This is a genomic window from Agrobacterium vitis, assembly GCF_037039395.1.
Taxonomy (GTDB): Bacteria; Pseudomonadota; Alphaproteobacteria; order Rhizobiales; family Rhizobiaceae; genus Allorhizobium; species Allorhizobium vitis_E.
Genome location: NZ_CP146242.1, coordinates 694,679 through 716,830, shown reverse-complemented (window position 1 = coordinate 716,830; position 22,152 = coordinate 694,679). Strand labels below are relative to the sequence as shown.

The following is a 22,152-nucleotide window of genomic DNA, read 5'->3' as shown; positions in this document are numbered from 1 at the left end:
ATGGGGCGTAGCCAAGCGGTAAGGCAGTGGTTTTTGGTACCGCCATCCCTGGTTCGAATCCAGGCGCCCCAGCCACTCTTTCGATTCCACATCTTTGAAATCAACATCAGTTGGTTATTGGTCGAAGACGAGAGCGGATTGTTTTCGCAAACGGGCTTGCGTTTCTGGGGGAGCGCCTGAAACGGGTTTTTGAAAGCCCGCTCCCTCAAAATATAAGCTTGAGCAGCAAGACGACGACGATCAGACCGATCAGAAAAATGGCCCCGATCGTACCACCAATGAATTTCAGCATTTTTCTACTCCTTCAATTATGAGCAACCAATAGAAATGCAATCTGCGATCGCTTGCTCCAGTTCTCTCAACGATTCTGACTGATTTCAGTTCCAACTGCGCCCAGGCGTCGCATCCAGGCCATCGCCGCTTTCTGGTAAATTCAATGAGAGATCGCTGTTTCATGGTTTGCCAATGCAAACCAGATCGATTACCTATGCCGCCGAAAAGCATGCTTTGAAGGTTCCGGGCCGTGAATGTAGATTTTCAGGATATCGTCAGACATGGCATATCCTTCAAATATTCCCCGACATCGTTATCTTCCCTGACGCTGGATGAGTTGCGACATCTGATTTCCGAGCTGAATGCGCTTTCCGAACAGCTGGGCTGCGTGGTTTTCGAGGGAGATGGATCGAGCAAGACCGATCTGGTGATCTTCGGCGGAAATCTTGAGCGGTTTTCGATGCTGTCGGTGGCCCGAGGCCTTGGATCAAGGGTTTTCTATTTTCAGGATACGGTCAGCTGGTGGTATGGCGGATCGAATTTACTTCCTGATATCGACGGTATCGCGGCCTTTCTGCAGGGGCATATCGGAAACTATTACATTGGTCGCCGGCCCTGTCTGGTGTTCGGCCAGTCTTCCGGCGGTTACGCGGCGTTGGCGCTTGGTGCCATGTGTCCCCATTACGACGTGCTTGCCTGTTCGCCGCAAACCTTTCCCGACGCGGAGTTGAAGCGCCGGCTGAACATATCACCCTCGCTGGCTGTGCAGCACACGCCGGATTATCTGTTTGATATCGAAGATATGTATAGAACGTCCAGTCGGACCGGCATGGCCGCGGCAATTTTTTCGGCCTCGGAATTTACCAATCCCTATCATAATCATTTCTGGATGGACCATTTGCATATGGCCAAGATCGCGCATGTGCCATCGATCGACACATTTTTGGCGGCCTCATCCAACCATTCGATTGTCTTTCAAAGAGCGCGGTTGTTTTCTGAGTTCTTGAAAGAGCTTGCGGAGGCGGGAGCCAAGAGGGCCCGCGTCAAACGAGAGATCGTTAAAAGACTGGTACACGCCATTCAGCCGTCGGACGTGCCGGACGAGTAGGATTATACGCTATCCCTCGTCAAGGCTTGCCAGATGCTATCGAAGTTGAGCCTCAATGGCGACCTTGTCTATGACCGACCAGACATTGGCGATTTTCGATCCATTGAATTCATAGAGGACGTTTTCGGTAAAAGCCACCCGGCGCCCATGAACGGGCACTCCCAGAAACAGGCCTTTGGGAGAGCAATCAAAGCAGAGGCGCGCGGCAATCTGCGGTGGTTCGCAGACGATCCGTTGAATGTCGAACCGCAGGTCCGGTATATCGATAAAGTCTTGAACCAACATTTCGCGGTAGCCGTGAAGCTTGAGTAAGCATTCGTTGTGGCGAACCTCGGCATCGACGAAAAGGCCCAATTCGTCCCACGCCTGGCGGTTGAGGCAATCGATATAGGCGCGGTACTGGTCTACAAGCTGTTTTACCGGCATTTTGGCCCTCCTGGTTGGTGGTCATCGCAAAATGCCTGATCCAGGGGTTGGCTGCTCCGGCCTTCCTCTGAGCCCGACTGACACAATGACATAGGAACCATAGCAGCTTCAGCTATCGTTGCGGCTTTTGTTGTTGTCTTCCTGGCTAGGCGCCGATCGCGTTAGGCGCAGATGGCGCACCGCGATGCCGACGGGGATTTGACCGGCGGCATGTTTTGGCACGCCGATTCGCTGCGAAAGGTAGATGCTGGAATGGCCGCTGGTGAGATAGGCGGTGAAGCAGGCGACAGCGAGATAGACGGCATGGGTGGCACCGAACAGCTCCAGACCCATGATCATGCAGGCAAGCGGCGTATTGGTGGCCCCGGCAAACACGGCGACGAAGCCGAGACCGGCAAACAGGTCGGTCGGGGCACCGGTCAGCCCGGCCAGCGCATTGCCCAGGCCCGCCCCGATGAAGAACAGCGGCGTGACTTCACCGCCCTTGAAACCGGCGCTGAGGGTGACGACGGTAAACAGCGCCTTCCAGGCCCAGCTCCAGGCATCCACATGATCCGGGCGGAAAAAACTGAGAATGGTGACATCGCCTGGATTGGGCGACCAAACGCCCAGCCCCAGATAATCGCGAGTGCCAAGCAGCCAGACAAGGGCTAGCAGAATGGCGCTGGCCAGCACCGGGCGCAGCGGTGCGGAGGGAAGCAAGGCTTTGTAAGCAGCACCTGCCAGATGGGAAATCTCGGCAAAACCATGTGCCGCCAGCCCAAACACCGCTCCGGCAAACACCACCTTGAGCATGATCAGCGCATCGAGGTGAAACCCACCGCTATCCGGCATGTTCTTGAGATAGGCGATAACGTAATGCGTATGGCTGGCCCCCCAAGCCTGGCAGGTCCAGTCGGCCACCACGGCGGCCAGCAGAGCCGGGAGCAGGGCCTCATATTGCATTCGGCCAATGGTCAGCACTTCCAGGGCAAACACCGCGCCGGCAATCGGCGTGCCGAACACGGCGCCGAAGCCCGCGGCAATTCCGGCCATCAGCAGGATGCGGACATCGCCGGGCGCCAGCCGGAAGAGCTTTGCAAAGGCGCTGGCAAGGCTGCCGCCGAGCTGCACCGCCGTGCCTTCCCGGCCGGCAGAACCGCCGACCAGATGGGTCAGCACCGTGCTGACCAGAATGAACGGCGCCATGCGCAACGGCACGCCGCCGCCCGGCTCGTGGATCTGCTCGACAATCAGGTTGTTGCCGCCTTCTGCCGATTTGCCAAAGCGCTGATAGGCCCAGACCATGGCAAACCCGGCAATCGGCATGGCATAGATCAAATCGGGATAGGCAAACCGTAGCCGCGTTGCTTCATCCAGGCTCCAGAGAAACAGGGCGACAAGCGAGCCCACCATGACGGCCATCGGCACCGTGACGGCGATCCATTTCGCCAGGCTGCGGATCTGTTGCAAACGAAGACCAATAAACGCGGGGACCGTCCTCATTGTGACGCTCCCGAAACAGCACATTCAATTGGAAAAAACAGCCTGGAAATTTTTGACATGACTCTACTCCTTCGCCTTGGCGTGTTGAGTAGGAGTCATCGGCTTCATCAAGGAAGCGGTTCGGCGTCGTGCCCGGCAGAATCCATTGCCGTTACAATCGAATATCGATTGACACCCATGAAAGTCAATGGTGCAGAAAGGAGGACACATTTTTTTCATCGTTGATCGCCTCTTAAGAGGGCGCCGTACTGAAATGCGGGCGCCCGGTTTTCTGCGCAATGCTATCGTCGCAACGCGCGCTGCGGTGTCTGCAACGAAGGGCACCATCCAGAAAGTTAATTGCAAGCACGCGTTCTTTATCTTCCGTTCACCATCTTCCTTGGGTGGGACTTAACCTTAACGGCCCTATAAATCACCCATTCCGCTTTTGGAAAATTCGGTCTTTTGGTGACGTCTGGCGGAGGCGTCTGGTTGGGGAAATTCGAAGTTTGGAGCCGTTGAACGTGGTTGTCTGCGCATCCACGAACGGGTTCCTGTTGTCATCAGGTGACTGGATGGTTCCAGCCCTCGCGACAGCACGTGACATGCTGTCCAGTATTGCGAGCCGACCAGTATTGCGGACGGCTTGTGTTTTGCCTGTTTGTACTGAGCCTGTTTTGTATTGAGTATGTGAGTGAGCGTATGACGAGTAAAAACACCAATGTTGCGGCCTATACCGCGCTTCAAAGCCTGCGCCATACAGTGTCCAGCCGCGACGACAGCCAGGCGCGGGTCACGACCGGCTATCGGGTCGCCACTGCGGCTGACGATGCCGCCTATTGGTCGATTGCCACGACGATGCGCTCCGACAATCGCTCCTTGTCTTCGGTGCAGGATGCCTTGTCCATGGCCGCTGGCGTGCTGGACACGGCGCAAAGCGGGATGAGCACATCGACAGACCTGATGATGGATGTGAAGGCACGTCTGGTGCTGGCGCGTGAAGGCGGCACCTCACGCGACAAGATCAATACGGAACTGGACGAGATCCGTGATCAGTTCCGCTCCATTGCTGAATCCTCCTCCTTTTCCAAGGAAAACTGGCTGTTGCGCGATGCCGCCAGCGACAATGACAATCGCAACCTCGTCGGCTCCTTTGTGCGCGATGGCGCTGGCCGGATCAGCATCAATACGATCGATTACAATGTCGGCGGCGAGCCGGGCACCTCCAAGGTCAATTACCTGATCGACGATGTCGATGGGGAAGGGGGCATCCTCACGGGATCCGGTTTTGCGACCGAGCTTGGCACCGCCAAGACCTGGGTGATGTTCAACGGCACCAAGGCGTCGACGACCCATGACGAGATCAGGTTGGAAGACAGCACCACCAATGCCGATATCGATGACATGATCAAGGTCGTCGATGCCATGGCCGAACGGATGAATGGCGTGGCGAGCACGCTCGGCGCGATGAGCAATCGGGTGGACATGCAGTATGAATTTTCCAAGGACCTGCAAGGCTCAATCAGTAAGGGCGTCGGCAACATGGTCGATACCGATATGAACCTGGAATCGAGCCGGTTGAAAGCCCTCCAGGCAAGAGAACAGCTCGGCGTCAAATCCCTGTCGATCGTCAATACCAGCGTGCAATCGCTATCGCAGCTCTTGTAAGCGTCAGCTCTGACTGCGTTCTGCCGCCCGGCTGGCGCGGATGGCTTCGGCGAGGAATGGGCGCGACAGGCCGTGATAGAGTGGCTCGCGTGACAGAAGCCGCGACGTTGCATAGCCCAGCATGGCTGCGGCCATGATGGCGATGGCGCTGTCGTGGCTGGCGGTCATTTCCATAATGATCACGAAAGCTGTCATTGGCGCCTGCACGACACCGGCGAAATAGCCGGCCATGCCAAGAATGGCGCCAAGCGCAATGCTGGAGCCAGTCAGGCTGGCGGCGGTGCTGCCGAGCCCGGCTCCCACCGACAGGGAGGGTGCGAAAATCCCGCCCGGAATGCCGGAAATCATCGTCAGGAACGAGGCCGCCAGCTTTTGCGCGAAAAACAGCAGCGGCAGGGCCTGGCCTTCCACTGCGCCGCGCGCCTGTTCATAGCCGGTGCCGTAGGTGGCGCCTCCGGTCAGGATGCCGATCAGCGCCACACCCAGTCCGCAAACGGCGGCGAGCAGAACGGCACGCCGCAATGGCATTGCCGACAGCTGGGTCCAGCGGCGTATCCGGCGCATAAGGGTCAGCGCCCCCGCACTGAACAGCGCGCCGAAGGCGCCGCCACCAATGCCGCACAGGCCGACCAGCATCCAGTCGCGCAAGCCGGAGACAGTGGGATTGGCGGTGCCGAAATAGGTATAGCTGCCAACGAGACCGAGGGCTGCAAGGCCGGAAACGATCACAGCGATCAGAACCAGACTGTTGACGCGGGAGTGATAGGTCTTGCTCATTTCCTCGATGGCAAAGACTATCCCGGCCAGGGGCGTGTTGAAGGCGGCGGCAATGCCCGCCGCCGATCCGGCCAGGATCAGCCCGTCTGCCCGCGCCATTCCGCCAATGCGGGCGCAAAACAGCATGATGGAGGCCCCGACCTGCACGGTCGGTCCTTCACGGCCGATCGATCCGCCGCAGAGCAGACCGATTGCGGTCAAAAGCACTTTGCCGATAGCGATCCGCATCGACAGCAACCGGCTGCGCCCAGCCGGATCATCGATATGACGGGCGGCAATCGCCTGGGGGATGCCGGAGCCTTGCGAGGCCGGGAAAACCTTGCCCGCCAGAAGCGCGCAAAGCGCAAAGCCTGCCGGTGTCAGCAGAAGCGGAAGGAGAAAGGTCCATTGCGTGGCATGGGTGATCGTGTGAAACAGCCCTTGGGCGCGGTCCGCCAACCAGGCAAAGCCGACACTGACCACACCGATGGCACCAGCACCGGCCCAGAAGACCAGCCGCATTTTCCACATGCGCCAGGAACCGCTGAGCGCGCGTGAGCGCCGCAGCATTTTCGAGGGCGTGGAACGCGGCATGAAGGCAACTCCCAGGTGGCTATTGCATCACTCCTTAAATCGGAATCGATGAAATCCCAAGGGGTTTGGAGGTTGGGATTTAAAGATTTGGGACCAATATCGGGGACGATTGCTCAAAATCTACGCTGGACCCATAAGGGCGGCAATGGCCTTTGCGCCTGCACGGGTCTGGTATTTTACCGATTGTTCATGTATCCGCTTCACGACATGTTTACCGGGCGCTGCCATAAGCATGGCGGAGTGAACAATCGCTAATATTTCTCGGGCCAAGGACGTCGGGGCTGATGGTGAATGCATTGGAAACCGGCGCTTCAAGCAAACCCGACCGATTTGTTCTGGCCGCGGGGATAGGGCTTGGCTGGCACGCAGCCGGCAAGCTCTTGCGCCTGGTGTTGGCGCTTGGCCTTGCGGCTTTATCGCTGTTGTCGATTGAATTCCTGCTGGACCCCTTGGCGGCGCTTGGTCTCGTCTACAAATTGCATCAGGATATTGGCGGCGCCAGTCTGGCGACGCTGTCATTGCTGGGTGCCATTGCGGCGGGCCGTGTCGTCCAGCAGCAGATCCGGCCAGTCCGGGCGGGCGCATCGCCTGTTCACACCCAATTGGCTGGGCGCATCGTGCGGGAAAATTCCCGGGCGGCGGCAGGCCTGGTGGCGCTCGGCGATAAGCAGGTGCTGTTTTCCAATGCGGGTGACGCTTTCCTGATGTATGCGCGCCGCGGCCGTCGGTTCGTCGTGCTGTTCGACCCGGTCGGACCACGGGCAGCCTGGCCGCAGCTGGTGACGAAATTGCTGAAGGAGGCAAAGGCTTGCGGCTGCCGCGTCGCCTTCTACCAGGTCTCCCCGGACTTTCTGCCTGTCGCGGCGGATGCGGGCCTGCGGCTGTTCAAGCTGGGCGATCAGGCGATTGTCGATCTGCACCGCTTCGACCTGAAAGGCGGCGACTGGCTGAAACTGCGCCGCTCGATCAACCGCGCCGAACGCGACGGGTTGGAATTTTCCATCGTGCCGCCAGCCGAGGTGTCGGGGTTACTGGATGAACTGGCTTACGTGTCGGATGTCTGGCTGGCCCATCACAAGGCTGGAGAAAAGGGCTTTTCGCTTGGCACGTTTCAGCGCTGCTATCTCTGCGCTCATCCGGTTGCTGTCATTCGCCTTGAAGGCCGGATTGTCGCCTTTGCCAATATTCTGACCACCGAGACAAAACAGGATGCCTTCATCGACCTGATGCGGCATCTGCCCGGCACGCATCGCGGCATGATGGACCTGCTGTTCGTGAAGATCATGCTGCATCTGAAAGCGGAAGGTTATCGCCAGCTCGACATGGGCATGGCGCCGCTATCCGGCCTGTCGGCACGGCCCACCGCCCCGCTCTGGCACCGCCTTGGCCGTCTGGTCTATGAAAACGGCGAGCGGCTCTATAATTTCAAGGGTGTCCACGCCTTCAAGGCCAAGTTCGACCCCGACTGGCAACCCCGCTACCTCGCCGTCAGCGGCAAACGCGAAGCCTTGCCCGCCGTTGTCGATACCGCGCTGTTGATTAGCGGCGGGGTAAGGCGGCTGGTGCGGCGATAGCGGTGTCTCGCGCCGGCTTGATCATAACCATGGGTCGGTATATATCATATAGCGATATATGATAGGTGTGTGATGAGAACATTGATCGACCTTGATGACGATGCCGTTGTGGGAGCTGGACCGGATTGCCCGCCAGGAAAAAATTTCCCGGGCAGCGTTGATCCGCCAAGCCGTGGCATCTTTGCTGGAAGAACGGCAGCAGCCCGATCTGGATCACGGCTTTGGTCTCTGGAAAAACCAGCCGGATGGCCTTGCCTATCAGCAGGGCCTGCGCGACGAATGGTAAAAGCACTGTTCGATACCAATATTCTGATCGATTTCCTGAATGGCAAGGAACCGGCCAGGCAGGAGCTTTCGCTTTATGAGGAAAAGGCGATCAGCATGGTGACCTGGATGGAGGTCATGGTTGGTGCATCCGATGAGAATGGGCAGGCAACCGCTGCCTTTCTGCGCAGTTTTCGCTGCATCGCCATCGATCAGGCCGTGGCCCAGCGTGCAGTTGCTTTGAGGCGTGCGCATCGGCTGAAACTGCCTGACGCGATTGTCTGGGCAAGTGCTCTGGCCCATGACATGGTGCTGGTAACCCGCGATACCAAGGATTTGCCGGGCAACCATCCCGGCATCCGCATTCCCTATCGGCTGTGATGTCTTACCGATCACTTAACTCCCAATTCGGATTAACCCACGGTTCCTGATTGCTGCGGGGTAGGGGATCACGGCCCAGAATATGATCGGATGCCTTTTCGCCGGTCATGATCGAGGGGCCATTGAGATTGCCATAGGTGACATGCGGGAAGATCGATGAATCCGCCACCCGCAGGCCTTCGACGCCAATCACCTTGCAGGTCGGATCGACAACCGCCATCGGATCATCTATGCGCCCCATTTTGGCGGTGCCGCAGGGGTGGTAGGCCCCTTCCAGATGTTCGCGCAGGAAGGCGTCGATTTCGTCGTTGGTTTGCACTTTCGATCCCGGTGCGATTTCGGATTCCCGATAGGGATCAAAGGCTTTTTGCGCAAAAATCTCGCGGGTGATCCGCACGGCGTGGCGGAATTTCATCCAGTCGTCCGGGTCGCTCATGTAGTTGAAGCGCAATACGGGGGCGTCTTTGACATCGGGTGAGCGCAAGGTGACAGAGCCACGCGATTTCGACATGTTATAGCCGACATGGGCTTGAAAACCATGACCTTCCGCCGAGGATTTGCCATCGTAAGACACGGCAATCGGCAGGAAGTGATATTGCAGGTCTGGCCATTTCACGCCCGCGCTTGAGCGGATAAACGCTGCCGCTTCAAACTGGTTGGAGGTGCCAAGGCCTTGTTTGAAGAACAACCATTGTGCCCCCACCACGCCCTTCCAGAACCAGTTGTTTTTGGAATGCAGGGTGATCGGCAATTTCGATTTGAACTGGTGGTAATATTCCAGATGGTCTTGCAGGTTCTGGCCAACGCCGGGCCGATCCGCAACCACTTCAATGCCCATCTCGCGTAAATGCGCCGCCGGGCCAATGCCGGAGAGCAGCAGAATTTTCGGTGAGTTGAAGGCGGATGCGGCAACAATCACCTCGCGGTTGGCGCGGATTACCTCGATCTTGCCACCAATCTCGACTTCGACGCCCACGGCGCGGCGGCCTTCCAGCACGATCTTGCGGGCAAAGCAGCGTATTAGGCGACAATTGTCACGCTTCAGCGCGGGTTTCAGATAGGCATTGGCGGTGGACCAGCGGCGGCCTTGCCAGCTGGTCTGTTCCATCAGGCCAAAGCCTTCCTGTTGGCGGCCATTGTAATCCTCGGTGACGGGGAATTCGGCCTGCCGACCCGCTTCAATAAAGGCCTGATACAGCGGGTTTTTCACCTCGCCCCGGCGTACATGCAGGGGACCATCGGTGCCGCGCCAGCCCTCTTCACCGCCATGAGAATGCTCCATGCGCTTGAAGTAAGGCAGCACATCGGCATAGGACCAACCAGTAGCTCCCAACTCATCCCAGCGGTTAAAATCTTCCGCATGGCCGCGCACATAGACCATCCCGTTGATAGAGGATGAGCCACCCACCACCTTGCCGCGCGGCGCAATCATCCGGCGATTGTTCAGATGCGGCTCTGGCTCGGTCACATACCCCCAATTGTAGCGATCCATATTCATCGGAAAAGCAAGGGCGGCAGGCATTTGCACAAAGGGGCCAATGTCTGATCCGCCGAATTCCAGCACGATCACCGTATGCTTGCCATCCTCCGACAGGCGGTAAGCCATGGCCGCGCCTGCCGAGCCGGAACCGATGATGACGAAATCTGCCTGATGCATGTTGCCAGCCCTTAGATTTGGGGACTAAAGTTGTAGGTCAGAACCCGGAGCTCCCGCTCACCCTGCCTCCGCTACGCTCGGCAGACCTCTCCGCATCTTTTATAGACAATGGGGGAGAGGAGACCTGAAGCGCTGCGGTTCTTTCCCTCTTCTCCCCAGCGGGGAGAAGGTGGCGGCAGCCGGATGAGGGGGTGCGAAGCCCGAATTTAAAAGCGCCGTGATCTGCGAAAGGAGCCTTGACCCCAAAGCTCAATACGGCGCTTCACACTTCCCCATGCCCACATAAACCGTCTTCACCTCCGAATAATGCTCCAGCGCCGCCAGCGAGTTTTCGCGGCCAAAGCCTGATTGCTTGGAGCCACCAAACGGCATTTCCACCGGGCAGAGGTTATAGGTGTTGATCCACAGCGTTCCGGCTTCCAGTTGATCCACCACGCGGTGGGCGCGGGTGATGTCAGTGGTAAACACACCGCCAGCGAGGCCAAATTCCGAGGCATTGGCGCGCGCAATCACGTCAGTCTCGTCATCAAAATCCAGCACGCACATGACAGGGCCAAAAATCTCTTCGCGGGCGATGGTCATGCTATCCGTCACATCGGCAAACACCGTGGGCTGAATGAAGGCACCAGTGCCGGATGCGCTGTTGGGAATGCCGCCGCCGGTGATCAGCGTCGCGCCCTCGGCCTTGCCCTTGTCGATATAGGACAGCACTTTTTCCCGCTGCGCCATCGACACCAAAGGTCCCATCTGGGTGGCCTCATCTTGCGGATCACCAATCACAATTGCTTCCGTGCGGACTTTCAACCGCTCAAGGAAGACCTGCTTGATCGCCGTGTGAACAAACACCCGCGTGCCGTTGGAGCAGACCTGTCCCGCGGAGTAAAAATTCGCCAGCATCGCCCCGGAAATGGCGCTGTCCACATCAGCATCATCAAACACGATCAGAGGCGATTTGCCGCCCAGTTCCATGGTGACATGCTTCAAGTGGCCAGCTGCTGCTGCCGCAACTTTCCGCCCTGTTGGCACTGAGCCAGTCAACGAGACTTTTGCCACATCAGGATGGTTGACCAGCAAAGGCCCGGTGTCGCGATCCCCCTGAATGACGTTGAACACCCCCTTCGGAGCACCCGCCTCCATCAAAATCTCGGCAATCTTCAACGCCCCCAGCGGGGTCATTTCCGATGGCTTGAACACCATGGCATTGCCAGCGGCCAAGGCCGGTGCCGATTTCCAGCAGGCGATCTGCTGCGGATAGTTCCACGCACCAATACCGACACAGACGCCAAGGGGAACCCGTTTGGTATAGGCAAAATCATTGCCCAGCGGAATATGGCTGCCGTTGAGTCCTACCGCGGCGATACCACCGAAAAACTCAAAACTATCCGCGCCCGATGTTGGGTCGGCCACGATGGTTTCTTGTATAGGCTTGCCAGTGTCCAGCGTTTCCAGCTCCGACAGTTCGCGGTTGCGCTCGCGCATGATTTCGGCTGCTTTTTTCAGCACCCGGCCACGGGCAGTGGGGCTAAGGGCTGCCCATTCCTTCTGCGCCCGCTTGGCGGAAGCAATGGCCCGTTCCACAATCGCAGGTGTGGCCGCATGCAGCCTTGCAATCACCTCGCCAGTGGCGGGGTAGGTGCTGTCAATCACAGTACCGGCGGTGTCTTCAACGTATTCGCCATCAATGAAGTGAGAGGCTTTGGGTTGGGCTTTCATCATAAAACTCGCAATTCTTCGTAAGACACCATCACATGCTCGCGAAACGCGGGGCGCGTGGTCAGGTTTTGATAATAGCGGTGAAGGGCGGGGCGCTCTGGCCGGGTGATGTCGATATCGAAATAGCGAAACAGCACATGGCCGAATTGAATGTCAGCCAAGGTCAGTTCATCGCCCACCAGATAGGTGTGGTTTGCCAGCCGCTGTTCGGCAATATCCAGCTTTGCGCCCAGCACGCCCATGGCTTTTGCAATGGCGGCGGGATCATGATCTTTCGGCGCAGTGCGCACCACACGCCAGAAAATCGGCGCAGTAAACTCTTGCGCAATATTCACTTTGGACCATTCAGCCCACATATCCACACGGGTGCGACCCGCCAGATCATTTGGCCAGAATGGCGACGATGCATAGCGGCTGGCGAGGTAGCGAAGGATAGCCCCTGTCTCAAACAGAGGCTCGCCATCGCCATCTTGAAGAACTGGCACGGTGCCATTCGGGTTCATCGCCAGAAATTCGGGCGTGTCATTGCCACCATAGCGATGGCCAACATCATGGCGAACATAGTCGAGACCAAGTTCGCCAACGCACCACATCAGCGCTTGCACGTTTGAGGAGGATTTTCGGCCCCAGATGGTCAGCATTGTCACTCTCCCCTCGGATAGCGTTTGCTTTCTTCCAGCACATTCAAGTCCATATGATTGCGCATATAGCGCTCGGATGCCTTTTGCAGCGGCTGGTGATCCCATGGGTAATAGGCACCGTTGCGCAGCGCCTCATAGACCACCCAGCGACGGGCCTGGCTTTCGCGCACGCTTGCATCAAAGCGGGCCATGTCCCAGCGGGCTTTGCGCTTAGCTGTGAAATCGGCCAGAACATCGGCATAAGCGGGATCAGCGGCCAGATTGGTCAGCTCTTGCGGATCGCGCTCAAGGTCAAACAATTGGTCTGGATCGAGCACACAATGCACATATTTCCATTGGCCCTCGCGGATGCACACCATGGGCGCATAGGAGCCTTCGGCGGCATATTCCATCAGCACAGGCGCGGTGCGGGCCTCGCCACCGATCATGCCTTTCAGGCTCATGCCATCGGTCCAGGGCATGATCTCATCCATGGAAATTCCGGCTAGATCACAGAGGGTCGGCGTCACATCCAGATTGGAGGTTGGAGCCTGATGCAGACCGGGGGCAATGCCGGGACCTGCCACCATCAGCGGCACACGGGCAGAGCCTTCAAAGAAATTCATCTTGAACCACAACCCGCGCTCGCCCAGCATATCGCCGTGGTCTGAGCAGAACAGGATGGTGGTGTTGTCCAGCATCCTTGTGCGGGTCAGCGTATCCAGCAACTCGCCAACCTTATCATCGATATAGGAGATATTGGCGAAATAGGCGCGGCGCGAGCGGCGGATGTCTTCTTCCGTGACGTCGAAATTGTCATAGTCACAGGCATGGATCAGCCGCTTGGAATGCGGGTCCTGATTATCAAGCGCGCCGACTTCGGGCAGAAGATGATTGCTGCCCTCATAGAGATCCCAGTATTTTTTGCGGGCCACGTAAGGGTCATGCGGATGGGTGAAGGACACGGTGAGGGACCAAGGACGACGCTCCGCATCATCATTCTCACGGCTCAGATGATAAAGCTTCTGATTGGCCAGAAACGCCACTTCATCATCATATTCCATCTGGTTGGTAATTTCGGCCACGCCAGCGCCCGTCACCGAACCGAGGTTGTGATACCACCAGTCAATCCGCTCGCCGGGTTTGCGATAATCCGGCGTCCAGCCGAAATCGGCGGGGTAGATGTCGGTTGTCAGCCGTTCTTCAAAGCCATGCAATTGATCCGGCCCCACGAAATGCATCTTGCCCGATAGGGCGGTGTAATAGCCCGCGCGGCGCAGATGGTGGGCATAGGTGGGGATGGACGACACATATTCCGCCGCATTGTCATAGACCTGCGTACGGCTGGGCAATTGCCCCGCCATGAAGGAGGCGCGGGCCGGGGCGCAGAGTGGCGAGGATGTGTAATTGTTCTGGAAACGGGCAGAGCGGGCGGCGAGCGCTTTCAGGTGCGGCGCATGCAGCCAGTCCGCCGGGCCATTGGGAAACAGCGTGCCGTTGAGCTGATCGACCATGATGATGAGAATATTGGCTCTGGTCACGGTCTGGGCTCTCCAAGGTTGATGGCATGTAACTGGCCGCTGACATAGTCCTCCACCAGTGTGACAGAGGCATCAATAGACAGCGGTGCTGCCCGCAGACTTTGGCGAATGTAAAGCCCGTCAATCATCGCCGCCGTGCCTTCGGCAATACGCTCGGCATCAGACCGGCTGGCCAGGGTCATCAGGGCGTCGACCAGGTTGGAGCGCAGCCGCCGGGCATAGATTACCAACAGGCGGCGGGTTGCTTCCGAGCGTTGCGCTTCGGAATAGAAGGCAAGCCAGGCTGCCACGGTATCGGGTGCAAACTGGTCGGCCTGGAAACTGACACGGATCACGGCGCTGATCCGCTGGCGTGGCGTGTTTGCCGCAGTCAGCGCGCTTGCGGCATCGGCTTGCAATTGCCTTAACAGCGAGCGGATCGTTTCGATCAGCAATTGCTGCTTGGAACCGAAATAATGATGGGCCAACGCAGGAGAAACCCCGGCAGTGCGGGCAATTTCAGACATGGTGACCGCCAGCGAGCCATGCATGCCGATGGCTTTTAAGGCAGCATCGACAAGGGCTTTTCGTCTGACCGGCTCCATTCCCAGTTTCGGCATGGCCTATCCTTTCTGATGATCATCAATCTATTCTTGATTGACTGATCAATCAATAAAAATCAGCCGAGCGGGATGCCGGTCCGAGGTCCAGGCGATTGCAGAGCGTGAGCCGACCTTTGGCCCGGCCTAGCCAGTCGGGGGACCTGTCACAAAACTTTCATCCCCGGTAAAGATTTCCTTCAGGCTTTGCCGTCACCGTGCCGTAAACTTAAACAATTTGGGCGCAGGGATATTTTCAATGGTAGCGATTGCGACGGAACGCGGAGTATTGCGCCGCTATGCCAGCGATCAATTGCTGACGCTGGCGAAAGTCGTAATGGAAAATGCCATGCAGCCGATTGTCGAGGTCCAGACCGGGGCCGTCTTCGGCTATGAAACGCTGATGCGCGGTCAGGAACGGATCGGTTTCGAGACGCCGCTCGACATTCTCGATCAAGCCCATGAAACAGGGCAATTGCTGGCCCTGGAGCAGATGGTGGCCAGCAGGGCGCTGGCCAAATTTGCCAGCCTGCCACATCATGCCGCCTATACTCTGTTTCTCAATCTCGATGTGCGGTTGATTGTGCAAGGAGAGGCGATCATTGACGGGCTTTTGGCGCATCTGCGCGCCGCCGGGATTGCGCCGTCGTCTGTGTGTTTTGAATTATCGGAGCGGTTCAACAATACCGAAGTGCCGGAATTTGCCGGCCTGATGGTGCGGCTGCGCAGCGCCGGCTTCAAGATTGCCATTGACGATTTCGGTGTTGGCCATGCCGAGATGAAGCTGCTCTGCGATTTCCCGATCGACTATCTGAAAATCGACCGGCATTTCATCGCCGGTCTGGACGGTCATTCGCGCAAACGCCATCTGGTGAAGAATATCGTCCAGACAGCCCATGTGCTTGGCGTGCGTGTGATTGCCGAGGGTATCGAGACGGAAGGCGAGTTCATCGCCTGTCGCGAGCTTGGGGTGGATCTCGTGCAGGGCTGGTATATTGCGAGGCCCACCACCCATCTGGCCGAGTTGAAATCCTACTATCGGCATCTGAAGGATATCGGCCAGTCACGGCGCTCCAGCCAGTCGCTGGACGAAATCCTGATCCGCAAGCAGATCGAGCGCCTGCCGACGGTCTATGAAAACGACAGCGTCGATAGCGTGTTCGACCTGTTTCGCCGCAATCCGCGCCAGTCGTTCTTTCCGGTTCTGAACGCCAATGGCGAGCCGCGCGGCATTATCCATGAAGTGCATTTGAAGGAATATATCTATCAGCCCTTCGGCCGCGATCTTCTGAAGAACAAGGTTTATGAGCGGACGATCTCGCAATTCGTCGATCACGCGCCGGTCGTTGGCCTCGATGCCGATGCCGACCGGCTGATGGCGATCTTCTCTAATACCGAGGGCAGCGATTGTGTGCTTCTGACCGAAAACCTGCGCTATGCGGGCGTGGTTTCTGCGGCTTCGCTGGTGCGCATTATCAATGAAAAGCAGTTGAAGACCGCCCAGGAGCAAAATCCGTTGACTGGCCTGCCGGGCAATCGCGCCATTCGCGATTTCATGCAGGACAGCGGTCGCGACAGCGACGACCTTCGCCATTTCTGCTATTGCGATTTCGACAGTTTCAAACCCTTCAACGATCACTACGGTTTTCATCTGGGCGATCACGCCATTTCGCTGTTTGCCGCGCTGATGCACCGGTATTTCTTCGCCGATGGCGTGTTTCTCGGCCATGTCGGCGGCGACGATTTCTTCATCGGTCTCATCGGCTGGACCGGCGAAGAAGTGCTGGAAATCCTCAACCGGCTGCTCTCGGATTTCCACGGCGATGTCGCTGCCCTCTATTCGCCGGAAGACCGTGCCGAGGGCCGTATTCGTGGCACCGACCGTCATGGTGTCGACCGCGATTTTCCGCTGATGCGCTGCTCCATCGGCGTTCTGGAATTGCCGCAGGGGTTGGTCGTTGACGATGTCAGCCGTCTGTCGTCGGAAATCGCCAGCGTCAAGAAAAGCGCCAAGGATAGCGACAGCGGTCTGCATGTCGGCGAGCTTCGTCAACTGGCTTGAACCGCGCCCTGGATGAGCGTCCGCGTCAATGGGCCTCCTTTTCAAAAGGCGGATGGAAGCCTATCTCCGTTACCATTGAAGATAACGCGGAGATCCGGTCTTATGACGCTTCCCACTCGCATGCGCTATATCGATGTCGTATCCCCCGGCGGACCTGACGTGATGAGCATCGCAACCGGTCCGGTCCCGACCCCGAAACCGGGTGAATTGCTTTTCAAAGTCGAGGCGGCAGGGGTCAACCGGCCGGATGTGGCCCAACGCCAGGGCAGCTATCCGCCGCCGAAGGATGCAAGCCCCGTTCTCGGCCTGGAAGTGGCCGGCACGGTGGTGGCACTGGGCGAAGGGGTGAGCGATTTTGCCCTTGGCGACAAGGTCTGCGGACTGGCCAATGGCGGCGGCTATGCCGAATTCTGCATCCTGCCGGAAGGCCAGAGCCTGCCATGGCCCAAGGGATTTGACGCCGTGAAAGCGGCGGCGGTACCGGAAACCTTCTTCACCGTCTGGGCCAACCTGTTCCAGATGGCGGGATTGACCGAAGGCGAAACGGTCCTCATCCATGGCGGCTCCTCGGGTATCGGCACCACGGCCATCCAGCTTGCCCGCGCTTTCGGTGCCGACGTTCTGACCACGGTCGGCTCGGCTGAAAAGGCAGAGGCCTGCCTGAAGCTCGGTGCCCGCCGGGCCATCAATTATCGGAGTGAGGATTTCGCCGAAGTGGTGAAGTCTGAGACGGATGGTAAGGGGGTCGACATCATCCTCGACATGATCGGCGCGTCCTATTTCGAAAAGAATATTGCCTCGCTGGCCAAGGACGGTTGCCTGTCGATCATTGCATTTCTGGGCGGTGCCGTGGCCGAAAAGGTCAATCTCGGCCCGATCATGGTCAAGCGCCTGACGGTGACGGGCTCAACGATGCGCCCGCGCACTGCGGAAGAAAAACGCGCCATCCGCGACGACCTTTTGGCGAGCGCCTGGCCGCTTCTGGAGCAAGGCACCGTCGCCCCGGTCATTCATACCGTTCTGCCATTCGACAAGGTGGCGGATGCGCATCGGCTGATGGAAGACAGCACGCATATCGGCAAGATCGTGCTCACACTCGAATAATACCAAGTCTCGAAGATGCGCCAACGTTAAGTTGATCAATCACTCAGTAATGCAGCTTTTTACTTTATGTGCCTTGTCGAGCTGCGATTCGTCACCTACCTTCTTATCAACGTCAACAGAAAGAAAGGAAGGTGATCCAATGTCTAATGAGATTTCGGTCTGCGTAGAAGGCTTTGGGAAGGTGATGGTCGGAAAGGGGCAGCCCTCGATCTGATCCCATCTTCCTTCGGCGGCAGCTTTGCTGCCGGGTCTTAAGTCAGGCCAAACTCATGCAAAATTCATGGCCGCAAGGCCAGGAGGAAAGGGTCGCGAAAGCGGCCCTTTTTGCTGTTCGGTTGAGCGTTCCGCTTTATCCCCTGATGCCAGCTCCAGCCCCGCGCAAACTCTTGTTTTTATGAATGAGAGGGCCGGGCATTCTGTATCCGGCGTTGGAACCCGGTGTTGCCGTGTGAATTCGATAATTCTGGTGGCATGGGTGTTTAATGTTGGAGCATCGCGTGGCTACCCTTGAACTGGTACTTTCGGCCTATCAAAGCGGCGATCTGGCCGAGGCGCTGGCGCTGGCCGATGCAACGCAGGAAACGGACCCGGACCGGATAGCCGATCTGGATTTCCTCACCGGCGGCATCCGGCTGAAGATGGGCGACAGAGCCGGGGCGGCCAAGGCTTTTCTGAAAGTGGCGCACAGCGCATCGGCCAAGGCGAATGACTGTCTGGTGCTTGCCGTCGATCTGCTGTTTTCCCAGAGCCAGTTCGAGCCGCTTGCCGGGCTTGTCGATCTCGTAGCAAAACGGCTTGCCGATCATCAGACGGCGATCTTCAAGGTCGTGACCGCCTTGTCCACGCTTGGGCGGCTCGGCGAGGCCCATGCGATCATCGGCGGACTGGATTGTGAAAAACGCCCGCATCTCAACCTTCTCATCGCTTTTCTCGCCACATCGACGGAAAGGGACGGGTTATATCCCGTTCTGCTGGCCAATGCCGCGCGCTACCCCAATAATGCTTTCCTGCTCTCTGCTCTGTTTCTGCGCGCCCAGGAGCGTTGCGATTTCGCTGTGACGGATCATTTCACGAAACGATTGCAGGAGCCGGGTTTCGGGGAGCGTCTGGCGGCTTTCGAGTTGGGCTGGGCGAGGATCGTTCGCACCGATGATGAGGGCGAGGCAGCAAAGCCGTTTTTCGGAGCGCTTGAAGTCATGCGTCACCGCGCGCAAGTGGCAGAACCTCTATCGCGCCGGGCGATCCGCCCACAGGGCCGGATTCGTATCGCCTATTTGTCCAGCGATTTTCGTGTTCATGCGATCATGACGTTGTTTCAGGACACGCTGTTGTGGCATGACCGTTCGCGGTTCGAGATTATCCTGCTGTGTAACTCTCCTGCCGGTTCTGAGGTCTATCAATCGACGTGGCCGGACCAAGTGCGTAGCGAAGTCGTCCGGGTTCGCGACATGTCCAGCGAGGCCATTATCCAGTGGATCCGCCAGAATGAGGTGGATATATTGGTGGATCTGAATGGGCATACGGCGCAGGCAAGGCTTGATGTCGTTGACCTTTGCGATGCGCCGATCAAAGTCACCTATCTGGGATTTCCCGGCGCGGTGATGGGGGTCGATCTAGACTATGCAATCACCGATTCGATCGTCACCCCCGATAGCAGCAAGCCTTATTATCAGGAAAAGCTCTGCCGCTTGCCGGAAACCTATATGGCCAACAGCATGTCTCGCCGGACTTGGCAAAAGAGGACAAGCCGCGAGTCGGTTGGGTTGCCACAGGGCCGGTTCGTTTTCGGCTCCTTCAATGCGTCGCAGAAAATCGACCGTCAAGCGATCCGTCTCTGGTCACAGGTGCTGAAGCGCGTGCCGGGAGCTGTCCTTGCCGTAAGCTGCGCGCGGCCGGTGGTTGCCGGTAATCTGCGCATCGCCTTCGCGCAGCAGGGCATCGATGCCGGACGATTGATCTTCTTCGATAATTGCCCGCTTGCGGAGTTTCTGGCCCGGATGTCGGCAACCGATCTGGTGCTCGACACTTTCATCTACAACGGCCACACCACCACATCCGATGCGCTGTGGGCAGGCGTTCCTGTCCTGACGAAGAAAGGCAAGGCATTCGCGGGCCGTGTCTCCGAAAGCCTGCTGAAGGCTGTCGGCCTGCCGGAACTGGTGGCGCAGGATGCAGACGATTTTGTCGCCCGCGCTGTGGAGTTCGCCGAACATCCAGACCGGCTGGAGGAGCTTCGGGCTCGTCTGTGCACCCAGATTTTAACCGCACCGCTGTTTGATGCCGAGCGCTTCACGCGTCATCTGGAGCGCGGCTACGAGATGATGGCGGAGCGGGCGCGGGCGGGCCTTGCACCCGATCATATCGATGTTCCGGCCTTGCCTGCGCGCAACGAACCGTTTTTCACGCCGCAAGAGTCAGTCCATGGCGACGTTTGATGCGGCGGTAAAGGCTTATCAGGCCGGGGATTTCGACGCGGCGCTGAGTGCGGCGCGTTTTGTGATTGCCAAAAAAGCGCCCAACCATGCGATGGCGCAGGCCCTGATCGGCAATATCCTGTTGAAGCGCGGCGACAAGCCAGCTGCCGCCACCGCTTTTGTCCAGGCGGCACAGGCCAATCGCGCCGAGGCCCCTGCCTTTTTGAAGCTGGCGGCGACGCTGTTTCTCCAGGCCGGACAGGCGGATGAAGCGCGCCGGATCGGGTTGGAGGCGGGCCTTCTCAACCGCGCCGATCCGGCCTTCGTGCTGGTCATGGCGCAGACCCTGCTGGCCCCCTGGGACAATGCTGCCCGCCAGGCGGTGACGCAACTGATCCCTTTTCTCGACCGGGCGAGCGGCCCGGCGATGTTTTTTGCCGCCAGTTTCTACCGCGCCAATTGGCAATTGCCTGAGCTGAAAGCGCTGCTGGACGAGGCGCGCGACACCGTGCCTGGCGATGTCGCCATCGAAGGCCTGCGCTTTGCCAGCGCCCATGATCTGGTCGATCTCGCCACCATCGCCCGTCATCAGGCATTGATGGCAGCCCCGGACGAGCCTTACGCGCGCGCTGTCTTGCAGGTCGAGCAGGCGCTGTCCCGTGTGCTCTGGTGCGAAGACCAGAGCGTGCAGGCCAAGCCCGTGCGCGAGCATCTGGCACTGGCGAAAAGCTTTGCCGCCCGCCCGCCGCGGCGGAAAATCGGAATGGCTGAACAACCCCTGCATATCGGCTATCTCTCCAGCGATTTTCACGCCCATGCAACCATGACGCTGTTTCTCGACAGCCTGCTGGCTCATGATCGCAGCCGGTTCAGGATCACGCTGTTCTGCTATACAGCAAAGACTTACAGCGCCGATCAGCAGGCGATGCCGCAACTATTGCGCCAGGAGCTAGTCAGCCTGCGCGATCTTTCCGACGAGGCTGCTGCCGCTGAAATCGACCGTCAGCAGGTCGATATTCTTGTTGATCTGAAAGGCCATACGCCGGGTGCCCGGCTCGGCATCGTCAATCTGTCATCCGCGCCGCTCAAGGCCACCTATCTCGGCTTTCCCGGCCCGGTGTCCAGCGTCGATCTGGATTATGCCATAACCGACCCGGTGGTGACGCCTGACAGTGCCGAGGCTTTCTACCGGGAAAAATTCTGCCGCCTGCCGGATTGCTACCAGGCCAACAGCGCAGCCAGCCGTCCGCAACCAAGGCCGTCGCGGCGTGCTGATCACGGGTTGCCGGAGCATGCCTTCGTTTTCGCTTCCTTCAACGGCGTCCACAAGATCACGCCGCAGACCATGTCCCTGTGGGCTAGAGTATTGCGGTTCGCACCCGATAGCCTGTTGTGGATGCTTTGCCCGGATGCCATTGCAAGAACCAACCTGGAGGCGGGCTTTGTGGCGGAAGGCATCGATCCGGCCCGCATCCTGTTTGCCGCCAAGCAGGATTATGGCGAGCACGTCCACCGGCTGCCGCTGGCCGATCTGGCGCTCGATACCTTCCCCTGCAACGGCCATACGACGACCTCCGATATGCTTTGGGGCGGGCTGCCGGTCTTGACCAAACGTGGGCATTGTTTTGCCGGGCGGGTGTCGGAAAGCCTGTTGAAGGCTGTTGGCCTCGATCAACTGGTGGCTGATGATGAGGAGGTTTTCGTCAGTCTGGCGGCGCACCTTGCCCGGCAACCGGACAAGATCGCCGCGCTGAAAAGCCATCTTGCCGCCAGCCGCCATACCGCGCCGCTGTTTAACACGCTTCGTTTCACCCGGCATCTGGAGCGAGCCTATGAGATGATGGCGGAGCGCGCCCGTGCTGGCCTTGCGCCCACCCGGATCGACGTTCCGGCCTTGCCGGGTTAAGTGTTTAACGCTGTGTGCGGGCAAGCCTCGGGCAATGATTTTCCTCTAT

The 22,152-nt window shown here is 58.4% G+C and carries 17 protein-coding genes, 1 tRNA gene and 1 riboswitch; of the genes, 10 read left to right on the top strand and 8 right to left on the bottom strand.

Features of this window, described 5'->3' with window-relative positions:
• Nucleotide 1: 1 nt before the first annotated feature.
• Nucleotides 2-75 (top strand) — tRNA-Gln (locus tag V6582_RS06025).
• A 448-nt stretch (nucleotides 76-523) separates the two neighbouring features.
• On the top strand, nucleotides 524-1,381 hold the full coding sequence (locus V6582_RS06020; protein WP_156631641.1) for a hypothetical protein: 858 nt from the start codon (nucleotides 524-526) through the stop codon (nucleotides 1,379-1,381).
• Nucleotides 1,382-1,417: 36 nt separating this feature from the next.
• Here the strand turns inward: V6582_RS06020 and V6582_RS06015 are convergent, their stop codons facing one another.
• Nucleotides 1,418-1,807, bottom strand: coding sequence for an ester cyclase (locus tag V6582_RS06015; RefSeq protein ID WP_156631640.1), 390 nt, complete (start codon nucleotides 1,805-1,807; stop codon nucleotides 1,418-1,420).
• Nucleotides 1,808-1,915: 108 nt separating this feature from the next.
• Nucleotides 1,916-3,292 (bottom strand): voltage-gated chloride channel family protein, encoded by a 1,377-nt coding sequence (locus V6582_RS06010; protein WP_156631639.1) that lies wholly within the window; start codon nucleotides 3,290-3,292, stop codon nucleotides 1,916-1,918.
• 82 nt (nucleotides 3,293-3,374) lie between these two features.
• Nucleotides 3,375-3,451, bottom strand: a riboswitch (Fluoride riboswitch).
• Between the two features lie 522 nt (nucleotides 3,452-3,973).
• Here V6582_RS06010 and V6582_RS06005 point away from each other — a divergent pair.
• The gene (locus tag V6582_RS06005) at nucleotides 3,974-4,939 is read left to right on the top strand and encodes a flagellin (RefSeq protein ID WP_156631638.1); all 966 of its coding nucleotides are present in this window, start codon (nucleotides 3,974-3,976) and stop codon (nucleotides 4,937-4,939) included.
• Nucleotides 4,940-4,942: 3 nt separating this feature from the next.
• On the opposite strand, the gene V6582_RS06000 is transcribed toward V6582_RS06005, so the two are convergent.
• On the bottom strand, nucleotides 4,943-6,289 hold the full coding sequence (locus tag V6582_RS06000; protein WP_234889652.1) for a chloride channel protein: 1,347 nt from the start codon (nucleotides 6,287-6,289) through the stop codon (nucleotides 4,943-4,945).
• Between the two features lie 284 nt (nucleotides 6,290-6,573).
• Here V6582_RS06000 and V6582_RS05995 point away from each other — a divergent pair, with 284 nt between their 5' ends.
• The 3 genes from V6582_RS05995 to V6582_RS05985 all read left to right on the top strand — a co-directional run bounded on the left by V6582_RS05995 (nucleotide 6,574) and on the right by V6582_RS05985 (nucleotide 8,508).
• Complete coding sequence (locus tag V6582_RS05995) at nucleotides 6,574-7,863, top strand: phosphatidylglycerol lysyltransferase domain-containing protein (RefSeq protein WP_156631637.1); 1,290 nt, start codon at nucleotides 6,574-6,576, stop codon at nucleotides 7,861-7,863.
• A 94-nt stretch (nucleotides 7,864-7,957) separates the two neighbouring features.
• Nucleotides 7,958-8,149 (top strand): CopG family transcriptional regulator, encoded by a 192-nt coding sequence (locus tag V6582_RS05990; RefSeq protein WP_349508931.1) that lies wholly within the window; start codon nucleotides 7,958-7,960, stop codon nucleotides 8,147-8,149.
• Nucleotides 8,143-8,508: a type II toxin-antitoxin system VapC family toxin gene (locus tag V6582_RS05985; RefSeq protein WP_156631635.1), complete on the top strand. Its 366-nt coding sequence runs from the start codon at nucleotides 8,143-8,145 to the stop codon at nucleotides 8,506-8,508. The genes V6582_RS05990 and V6582_RS05985 overlap by 7 nt, the downstream gene beginning before the upstream one ends.
• 4 nt (nucleotides 8,509-8,512) lie before the next feature.
• Here the strand turns inward: V6582_RS05985 and betA are convergent, their stop codons facing one another.
• The 5 genes from betA to betI all read right to left on the bottom strand — a co-directional run bounded on the left by betA (nucleotide 8,513) and on the right by betI (nucleotide 14,638).
• On the bottom strand, nucleotides 8,513-10,165 hold the full coding sequence (gene betA, locus V6582_RS05980; RefSeq protein ID WP_156631634.1) for a choline dehydrogenase: 1,653 nt from the start codon (nucleotides 10,163-10,165) through the stop codon (nucleotides 8,513-8,515).
• Nucleotides 10,166-10,414: 249 nt separating this feature from the next.
• Nucleotides 10,415-11,878, bottom strand: coding sequence for a betaine-aldehyde dehydrogenase (gene betB, locus V6582_RS05975; protein ID WP_156631633.1), 1,464 nt, complete (start codon nucleotides 11,876-11,878; stop codon nucleotides 10,415-10,417).
• Nucleotides 11,878-12,519 (bottom strand): glutathione S-transferase family protein, encoded by a 642-nt coding sequence (locus tag V6582_RS05970; RefSeq protein ID WP_156631632.1) that lies wholly within the window; start codon nucleotides 12,517-12,519, stop codon nucleotides 11,878-11,880. Before V6582_RS05970 ends, betB begins: the two co-directional genes overlap by 1 nt.
• 2 nt (nucleotides 12,520-12,521) lie before the next feature.
• Nucleotides 12,522-14,039, bottom strand: coding sequence for a choline-sulfatase (gene betC / locus V6582_RS05965; RefSeq protein ID WP_337739230.1), 1,518 nt, complete (start codon nucleotides 14,037-14,039; stop codon nucleotides 12,522-12,524).
• Nucleotides 14,036-14,638: a transcriptional regulator BetI gene (gene betI, locus V6582_RS05960; protein WP_156631631.1), complete on the bottom strand. Its 603-nt coding sequence runs from the start codon at nucleotides 14,636-14,638 to the stop codon at nucleotides 14,036-14,038. The genes betC and betI overlap by 4 nt, the downstream gene beginning before the upstream one ends.
• Nucleotides 14,639-14,876: 238 nt before the next feature.
• Between betI and V6582_RS05955 the strand changes: the two genes are divergently transcribed.
• The 4 genes from V6582_RS05955 to V6582_RS05940 all read left to right on the top strand — a co-directional run bounded on the left by V6582_RS05955 (nucleotide 14,877) and on the right by V6582_RS05940 (nucleotide 22,103).
• Nucleotides 14,877-16,679, top strand: a complete 1,803-nt coding sequence (locus V6582_RS05955) for a GGDEF domain-containing protein (protein WP_156631630.1) — start codon at nucleotides 14,877-14,879, stop codon at nucleotides 16,677-16,679.
• A 102-nt stretch (nucleotides 16,680-16,781) separates the two neighbouring features.
• The gene (locus tag V6582_RS05950) at nucleotides 16,782-17,783 is read left to right on the top strand and encodes an NAD(P)H-quinone oxidoreductase (protein ID WP_156631629.1); all 1,002 of its coding nucleotides are present in this window, start codon (nucleotides 16,782-16,784) and stop codon (nucleotides 17,781-17,783) included.
• 497 nt (nucleotides 17,784-18,280) lie between these two features.
• Nucleotides 18,281-20,218 carry a hypothetical protein gene (locus V6582_RS05945; protein ID WP_197434362.1) on the top strand — a complete coding sequence of 646 codons (1,938 nt, stop codon included), beginning with the start codon at nucleotides 18,281-18,283 and terminating at the stop codon, nucleotides 20,216-20,218.
• Complete coding sequence (locus V6582_RS05940; protein ID WP_197434361.1) at nucleotides 20,205-22,103, top strand: glycosyl transferase; 1,899 nt, start codon at nucleotides 20,205-20,207, stop codon at nucleotides 22,101-22,103. The genes V6582_RS05945 and V6582_RS05940 overlap by 14 nt, the downstream gene beginning before the upstream one ends.
• The last annotated feature ends 49 nt before the right edge of the window (nucleotides 22,104-22,152 follow it).

What these genes read in the sequence shown, in the direction of transcription:
- V6582_RS06015 (WP_156631640.1), bottom strand. Translation starts at nt 1,807, where the DNA reads ATGCCGGTAAAACAGCTTGTAGACCAGTACCGCGCCTATATCGATTGC.
- betI (WP_156631631.1), bottom strand. Translation starts at nt 14,638, where the DNA reads ATGCCGAAACTGGGAATGGAGCCGGTCAGACGAAAAGCCCTTGTCGAT.
- betA (WP_156631634.1), bottom strand. Translation starts at nt 10,165, where the DNA reads ATGCATCAGGCAGATTTCGTCATCATCGGTTCCGGCTCGGCAGGCGCG.
- V6582_RS05955 (WP_156631630.1), top strand. Translation starts at nt 14,877, where the DNA reads ATGGTAGCGATTGCGACGGAACGCGGAGTATTGCGCCGCTATGCCAGC.
- V6582_RS06000 (WP_234889652.1), bottom strand. Translation starts at nt 6,289, where the DNA reads ATGCCGCGTTCCACGCCCTCGAAAATGCTGCGGCGCTCACGCGCGCTC.
- betB (WP_156631633.1), bottom strand. Translation starts at nt 11,878, where the DNA reads ATGAAAGCCCAACCCAAAGCCTCTCACTTCATTGATGGCGAATACGTT.
- V6582_RS05950 (WP_156631629.1), top strand. Translation starts at nt 16,782, where the DNA reads ATGACGCTTCCCACTCGCATGCGCTATATCGATGTCGTATCCCCCGGC.
- V6582_RS06010 (WP_156631639.1), bottom strand. Translation starts at nt 3,292, where the DNA reads ATGAGGACGGTCCCCGCGTTTATTGGTCTTCGTTTGCAACAGATCCGC.
- V6582_RS05940 (WP_197434361.1), top strand. Translation starts at nt 20,205, where the DNA reads ATGGCGACGTTTGATGCGGCGGTAAAGGCTTATCAGGCCGGGGATTTC.
- V6582_RS05995 (WP_156631637.1), top strand. Translation starts at nt 6,574, where the DNA reads ATGGTGAATGCATTGGAAACCGGCGCTTCAAGCAAACCCGACCGATTT.
- V6582_RS05970 (WP_156631632.1), bottom strand. Translation starts at nt 12,519, where the DNA reads ATGCTGACCATCTGGGGCCGAAAATCCTCCTCAAACGTGCAAGCGCTG.
- V6582_RS05990 (WP_349508931.1), top strand. Translation starts at nt 7,958, where the DNA reads ATGACGATGCCGTTGTGGGAGCTGGACCGGATTGCCCGCCAGGAAAAA.
- V6582_RS05985 (WP_156631635.1), top strand. Translation starts at nt 8,143, where the DNA reads ATGGTAAAAGCACTGTTCGATACCAATATTCTGATCGATTTCCTGAAT.
- V6582_RS06005 (WP_156631638.1), top strand. Translation starts at nt 3,974, where the DNA reads ATGACGAGTAAAAACACCAATGTTGCGGCCTATACCGCGCTTCAAAGC.